The sequence below is a fragment of the Bradyrhizobium sp. genome (assembly GCF_016462955.1).
Taxonomy (GTDB): Bacteria; Pseudomonadota; Alphaproteobacteria; order Rhizobiales; family Xanthobacteraceae; genus Bradyrhizobium.
Genome location: NZ_JAEMSD010000230.1, coordinates 284 through 6776, shown reverse-complemented (window position 1 = coordinate 6776; position 6493 = coordinate 284). Strand labels below are relative to the sequence as shown.

Genomic DNA, 6493 nt, shown 5'->3' with positions numbered 1-6493 from the left:
TCCAAGCCGCACCCAGCCGCGAGGGGAAGTTTTGGGGTCGCCGTTATTATTGTTGTTCGTGTTGAAGTAGTGGGCTGTTACCGATTCACAAGCCGGAACCACTCTAACCCAGAATAGCAGGGCGTTTTGATGAATGTCCTGTAATGAAGACAACATTGCATTTTTTACATGAAAAACAGAGCCGCTTCAGTGAGTTACGACAGGAATCGACGGGCGGGGCCGCTCTCCGCGATCCGCGTTAAGCCTGCTGCAGGGAATCCGCGCAGGGGTTGGCTGACGGCGGGAGCGCTGACCATCCCGGTTGCGCTGGGGCGAGGCGGTATTCTCGCCAACAAGCGCGAGGGCGATGGCGGCACCCCCAGGGGCAGCTTCCGTCCCAGGCAGTTGTGGTGGCGCGGCGACCGGCACAGCCGCCCCCGGACATTCTTGCCGGCCCGTATCATCACAGGCGCGGACGCCTGGTGCGAGGATCCGGGCGACCGTCATTACAACCGGAGCATCCGGCTCGGCGAAGGGCAGGGCGGCGATCGGCTGAAAAGGGCCGACCATCTCTACGACTTCATCATCGAGATCGACCACAACACCAGACCCCGCATCGCCGGCCGCGGCAGCGCGGTGTTCCTGCACCTCGCCCGCGACAATTTCGGCCCGACCGCGGGCTGCGTCTCCATGACGAAATCTGCGATGCTGCAATTGCTGCGGCGCTTGGGTCCGCGAACGAGAATCATCATCGGGTGAGGGTACATGCTCGACAAGGATCAGATCGCCGCCGCTTCAGACGTCCTGGTCAGACATTGGCGCGACGGCACCAAGCTCGACGCGCTGGAAGTGCGCTTGCGGCCGCAAAATCGCGCCGAGGGCTACGCCATCCAGGCCGAGCTCGAGCGACGATCGAGCGGGACAATGTTTGGCTGGAAGATCGCAGCCACGAGTGAGGCCGGCCAGAAGCACATCAACGTCGCGGGACCGCTCGCAGGCCGCGTCATGAGCGACACCGTGATCGCGGACGGGGGCACCGCTGCGATGAAGGGCAACGAGATGCGCGTCGGCGAGCCGGAATTCGCCTTCCGCATGGGACGCGATCTGCCGCCGCGCGCGGTGCCGTATACCGCTCGCGAGGTGCTCGACGCCGTCCAGACCCTGCATCCCGCGATCGAGATTCCCGATTCGCGCTTTGCCGACTTCGTCAGCGCGGGCGAGGCGCAGCTCATCGCCGACAATGCGTGCGCCCATCGGTTCGTGCTGGGGACTGCAACATCAGCGGATTGGCGCGCGATGGATCTCATCGAGGAACGGCCGCAGATCACGCTGCGCGGCGAGCGCTATGTAGGCCATGGCAGGAACGTGCTGGGCGATCCGCGCGCAGCGCTCGCCTGGCTTGCGAACGAGCTCAGCGGCCTCGGCATCACGCTGCGGGCAGGGCAGGTGGTGACCACCGGCACATGCCATCCGCCGCTGCCGATCCAGGCCGGCGATGAATTCGCAGCGGACTTTGGCGTGCTTGGGAAGGTGTCGGTGAGGTTCGTGTAGTCGCGACTCGCAGCGCTGCCGTCATTGCGAGCGCCACATTTCGCGCTCGTGCCCCGGACGCAGCGCAGCGCACTGCAGAGCCGGGGCCCATCTCGCCGCACTGTACCGTGTCGCCCTGGGTCCCGGCTCTGCGCCGCAACGCTTGAAGCGTTGCAGCTTGTGCGGGACACGACTCTACCTGTGTCCGAAGATCGCGCTCCCGACGCGCACATGCGTGGCGCCGAGCATGATCGCCGTGGCGAAATCCGCGCTCATGCCCATCGAGAGATTCGGCAATCCATTACGCGCCGCGATCTTGGCGGTAAGCGCAAAATGCGCGGCGGGCGGTTCGTCGACCGGCGGGATGCACATCAGGCCCGAGATCGTCAGCCCATAGGTGTCGCGGCAGCTCGCGAGGAACGCGTCGGCCTCCCCCGGCGCAACGCCGGCCTTCTGCGGTTCCTCGCCGGTGTTGATCTGAACGAAGAGCTGCGGGTGCTTGTCCTGGGATTCGATCTCCTTGGCTAACGCCTGGCAAATGCTCGGACGGTCGACCGAATGGATGGCGTCGAACAGCGCAACCGCCTCTTTCGCCTTGTTGGATTGCAGCGGTCCGATCAGATGCAGCGCGAGATCCGGGTAAACCGACGTTAATGCCGGCCACTTGGCTTTGGCCTCCTGCACCCGATTCTCGCCGAATACGCGCTGTCCGGCGGCGATAACCGGGACAATTGCATCCGCGGCGAAAGTCTTGGACACCGCGATCAACGTCACGGAGCCGCGATCCCGGCGCGCATCCCTGCAGGCGCGTGCAATCTCGGCTTCGACTGCGGCAAGCGCGTTTGGTGAACCGCCGGTTACCGGCGCGGTGCTGGCTTCTGTCATGACGTCTCTTGGCTGTGCTCGTCGCCCGAGTTAAGTCCAATTTTACCCAGTTCAAGAAACAGTTTTTGAACCCTTCGCTTTACCTTGGCTCGCGGGGTGGGCAGCGAAGATGGCAAACGTCAGTTTCAACCGCAAACGAGCGAAACTCAAGCAGGTTCTCGGAATCCGGGCGCGGCTTGCGTTGCTTGCGGTCATTCTCGTCACGCCCTTGATGATCGAGCGCATCCGTTCGCTCGAAGACACGCGCGTGCGGCAGATCGCTCAGGCTGCGGCTGAATTCACCACGGTGGCAAGGCACAGCGCCGACGCGCAGCGCGAGGTGATCTCGTCGGTCGAAACCATCCTGAAATCGGAAGCCTTCATCCGCGCCTCCGCCGGCGGCGTCAGCAAGAGCTGCGACGTGTTGCGCGCAAGCCTGCCGTCGAGCCTGCCTTGGATCCGCACGCTTCTGATCGCCGGCCAGGACGGGCGCATCCAATGCGCCACCAACAACATGTATGTCGGCCTCGATCTCAGCGACCGGCCGTATTTTCAGCAGGCGCAGGACACCGGTCGCTTCGTGCTGAGCGACTTCATCCTGTCGCGGCCGTTGCAGACACCGACAGTGATGGCAGCGTATCCGGTCTCCGCCTTCAGCGGGGCGCCCGACGCCGTCGTGCTCGCCACCGTCAATCTCGAATGGATGTCGAAGGTCATGAGCAACCTGGGCGGCCGCGCCGGCATCACCGCGGTTCTGGTGGACAGCGCGGGCACCGTGCTGGCGGCCCCGGCCGATCAGCACAGCGCGGTCGGCCGCCCCCTCGACAACATGCCGCTGATGTCGGCGATCGCCGACAAGGCGCTGCGCTCCAACCAGGATGAGGGTTCGCTGTCTTTCCTCGCGGCCGACGGCTCCCGCCGTGCCGTCAGCTATATCCGCATCGCCGGCACCAATGCCCGCCTGATCGCCAGCATCGACGAGGACAAGGTGTCCGCAGCGGTCAGCCGCGACATCCGCACCGCCTATCTGCAGCTCGCCTTCGTCCTGCTGTTCGTGTTGCTCGGCGCACTGATCGCGGCCGAGAAGCTCGTGATCAAGCCGATCGAGATGCTCTCCGACATGGCCAAGCGGCTCGGCGAGGGCGATCTGTCCGCCCGCGCCGCACGCAACCGGCTGCCGGCCGAATTCGTTCCGCTGGCCCGCGCCTTCAACGCAATGGCCGCGCAGCTGAGCCAGCGCGAGCGCGAGCTGATCGCGAGCAACGACCGCCTGACGGTGATGGCCTCGATCGACATGCTGTCCGGTCTCGCCAATCGCCGCGGCTTCCAGAGCCGGCTCGATTTCGAGTGGATGCGCGCGCAGCAATATGGCAGCGAGCTCGCGCTTCTGATGATCGACGTCGACCACTTCAAGCTGTTCAACGACACCTACGGGCACCTCGAAGGCGATTCCTGCCTGACCCGGCTCGGCGAGTCGCTGTCGGGCATCGCCGCGGACACGATGGGCTTTGCGGCGCGCTATGGCGGCGAGGAGTTCTGCCTGCTGCTGCCGAACACCGACGTAAACCGCGCCGTCGAGATCGGCGAGCAGGTGCGCACGGCCGTGCTGAGGCTTTGCCTGCCGCACATCACCTCGAGCCACATGATCGTTACCGTCTCGATCGGCGTCGCCGCGACCAAGCCGAACGGGACCTTGCGTCCAGGCGATCTCATCGAAGCCGCCGACGCCGCGCTCTATGCCGCCAAGCATCATGGCCGCAACAAGGTCGTCGAGCACGGCGTGCAGGCGATCGAGATCGACGCGTCGGACACGATAATGGTGGCTAGCGCCTAGGCGCGATCGAGCTCGGCTTCCGTCATCACGCGATTGCGGCCGCCGCCCTTGGCGAGATAGAGCGCGCGGTCGCAACGCTCGACCAGATCGGCGATCGTCTCGCCCGTCCGGTACTGCGCCACCCCGATCGATACGCTGATGCTGGGCAGGACCTCGCCGGTCGAACGACGCGTGATCGTGGCTTCGGCGACTGCGCGCCTGATGCGCTCGGCGATCTCGGCGCAAGCGGCGAGATTGGCGTCGGGCAGCACCGCCATCAGCTCCTCGCCGCCGTAGCGGGCCGACAGATCCTGCGTCCGAACCTTGTCGCGCAGCACCTTCGCGATCAGGCGCAGCACCTGGTCACCGACGCCGTGTCCGTAACTATCGTTGAACGACTTGAAATGGTCGATGTCGAGCATGAGGACGCTGAGCGGCTCGCCCCATTCCGCAGTCGCCTGCGCCTTCCGGAGGAATTCGTCGAGCGCCCGACGGTTGGCGAGACCCGTCAGCATGTCGGTCCGGGCGCGCTCCTCCGACCTCGACAGCGAATCGCGGATCTGGTCGAGCTCGCGGGTCTTTTCCGCAAAGCCCGCTTCCAGCCGCGTCGCCCTTGTGGCGGCCCGGGCCAGCTCGTTCATCAGCTGGGCAACCAGGGCCTTCGGGTCGACACCGGCCTTGCCCTGGTCGGCGACTTCGCTGATCGCCTGCATCTGGGAGCGGTTGTCGGCAATCGCCGTCGTCAAGAACTCCATGGCCGTCCCCATCAGGGTCTGCAGCCGCTCGGACGTGTCAACGACGGCGGCACTCACCCGGGGTACGACGTAGGTCTCGAACAGATCCTGATTGGTCCGGGCGTCGAACGGGCGATTGTGGTCGATCAGGAGATCGATCGCGTTGCGCAGATCGTCATGGCTGCCGGCGAAATATCGGTACCAGACCGCGAAATTGGCGGGGGTCGGCGCGATCCGTTGTTCGGCCATGCTCCGCAGCGCCCGTCCAGCGATGGAGGCGGCATAGTCGTAATCGGGATTATCGCAGCTGGAATGCATTTGCGGAAGCGCGGCCTCATTGGGCAGCAATTTGGCATCGACCCCTTAATCACACCCCAACATGCGCCCTCGTAGTTATGCGGAGGCGCGGGCAAAGTTCCAAACCGCGGCAACCCATTGACCCCCCGAGGTCTTCTATGGCCTAGTCCGCCGTCTTGAGACGGCCGAAACCACGAAAACCGAACGATTCCATGACCTCCGAACGCTACAACGCCCGCGACGCCGAACCGCGCTGGCAACGCCTCTGGGACGAGCAGGCGATCTTCGTCTCCAAGAATGATGATCCGCGGCCGAAATACTATGTGCTCGAGATGTTCCCCTACCCGTCCGGGCGCATCCATATCGGCCATGTCCGCAATTACACGCTCGGCGACGTGCTGGCCCGCTTCATGCGCGCCAAGGGCTTCAACGTGCTGCATCCGATGGGTTGGGATGCCTTCGGCCTGCCCGCCGAGAACGCCGCGATCGAGCGCAAGGTCGCGCCCAAGGCCTGGACCTACGACAACATTGCAGCGATGAAAAAGCAGCTCCGCTCGATCGGGCTGTCGCTGGACTGGTCCCGGGAGATCGCGACCTGTGATCCCAGCTATTACAAGCACCAGCAGAAGATGTTTCTGGACTTCCTGCGCGCGGGGCTTGCCGAGCGCGAGAAGCGCAAGGTGAACTGGGACCCCGTCGACATGACCGTGCTCGCCAACGAGCAGGTGATCGACGGCCGTGGCTGGCGTTCCGGCGCCGTCGTCGAGCAGCGCGAGATGAGCCAGTGGGTTTTCAAGATCACGAAGTACTCGCAGGAGCTGTTGAGCGCGCTGGACGGGCTGGACCGCTGGCCCGACAAGGTGCGGCTGATGCAGCGCAACTGGATCGGCCGCTCCGAGGGTCTGCTGATCCGCTTCGCGCTGGATGCGGCGACGACGCCCGCCGGCGAGAGCGAGCTGAAGATCTTCACGACCCGCCCCGACACGCTGTTCGGCGCGAAGTTCATGGCGATCTCGGCCGATCATCCGCTGGCGCAGGCCGCCGCAGCGAAGAACCCCGAGCTTGCGGCGTTCATCGCCGAGATCAAGAAGATCGGCACGGCGCAGGAGATCATCGACACCGCGGAGAAGCAGGGCTTCGACACCGGCATCCGCGCGTTGCACCCGTTCGATCCCAGCTGGAAGCTGCCGGTCTACGTCGCCAATTTCGTGCTGATGGAATACGGCACCGGCGCCATCTTCGGCTGCCCGGCGCATGACCAGCGCGACCTCGACTT

Annotated in this window: 6 protein-coding genes; 4 read left to right on the top strand and 2 right to left on the bottom strand. The window is 64.8% G+C overall.

From position 1 onward, the window contains the following. Positions 1-168: 168 nt before the first annotated feature. Positions 169-738 carry a L,D-transpeptidase family protein gene (locus JHD07_RS22075; RefSeq protein WP_291625735.1) on the top strand — a complete coding sequence of 190 codons (570 nt, stop codon included), beginning with the start codon at positions 169-171 and terminating at the stop codon, positions 736-738. Positions 739-744: 6 nt separating this feature from the next. Further along, on the top strand, positions 745-1530 hold the full coding sequence (locus JHD07_RS22070; RefSeq protein WP_291625733.1) for a fumarylacetoacetate hydrolase family protein: 786 nt from the start codon (positions 745-747) through the stop codon (positions 1528-1530). Between the two features lie 174 nt (positions 1531-1704). Here JHD07_RS22070 and JHD07_RS22065 read toward each other — a convergent pair whose 3' ends face one another. Then, positions 1705-2394, bottom strand: a complete 690-nt coding sequence (locus JHD07_RS22065; protein ID WP_291625731.1) for a YggS family pyridoxal phosphate-dependent enzyme — start codon at positions 2392-2394, stop codon at positions 1705-1707. A 109-nt stretch (positions 2395-2503) separates the two neighbouring features. On the opposite strand from JHD07_RS22065, the gene JHD07_RS22060 reads away from it, so the two are divergent. Beyond that, the gene (locus tag JHD07_RS22060) at positions 2504-4207 is read left to right on the top strand and encodes a diguanylate cyclase (RefSeq protein WP_291625729.1); all 1704 of its coding nucleotides are present in this window, start codon (positions 2504-2506) and stop codon (positions 4205-4207) included. Here JHD07_RS22060 and JHD07_RS22055 read toward each other — a convergent pair. Further along, on the bottom strand, positions 4204-5238 hold the full coding sequence (locus JHD07_RS22055; protein WP_291625727.1) for a GGDEF domain-containing protein: 1035 nt from the start codon (positions 5236-5238) through the stop codon (positions 4204-4206). The genes JHD07_RS22060 and JHD07_RS22055 overlap by 4 nt on opposite strands. Positions 5239-5429: 191 nt before the next feature. Here JHD07_RS22055 and JHD07_RS22050 point away from each other — a divergent pair. Next, positions 5430-6493: class I tRNA ligase family protein (locus JHD07_RS22050; protein WP_291625724.1), on the top strand; the 1064-nt coding region annotated here is incomplete at its 3' end.

What these genes read in the sequence shown, in the direction of transcription:
- JHD07_RS22070 (WP_291625733.1), top strand. Translation starts at nt 745, where the DNA reads ATGCTCGACAAGGATCAGATCGCCGCCGCTTCAGACGTCCTGGTCAGA.
- JHD07_RS22065 (WP_291625731.1), bottom strand. Translation starts at nt 2,394, where the DNA reads ATGACAGAAGCCAGCACCGCGCCGGTAACCGGCGGTTCACCAAACGCG.
- JHD07_RS22055 (WP_291625727.1), bottom strand. Translation starts at nt 5,238, where the DNA reads ATGCATTCCAGCTGCGATAATCCCGATTACGACTATGCCGCCTCCATC.
- JHD07_RS22060 (WP_291625729.1), top strand. Translation starts at nt 2,504, where the DNA reads ATGGCAAACGTCAGTTTCAACCGCAAACGAGCGAAACTCAAGCAGGTT.
- JHD07_RS22075 (WP_291625735.1), top strand. Translation starts at nt 169, where the DNA reads ATGAAAAACAGAGCCGCTTCAGTGAGTTACGACAGGAATCGACGGGCG.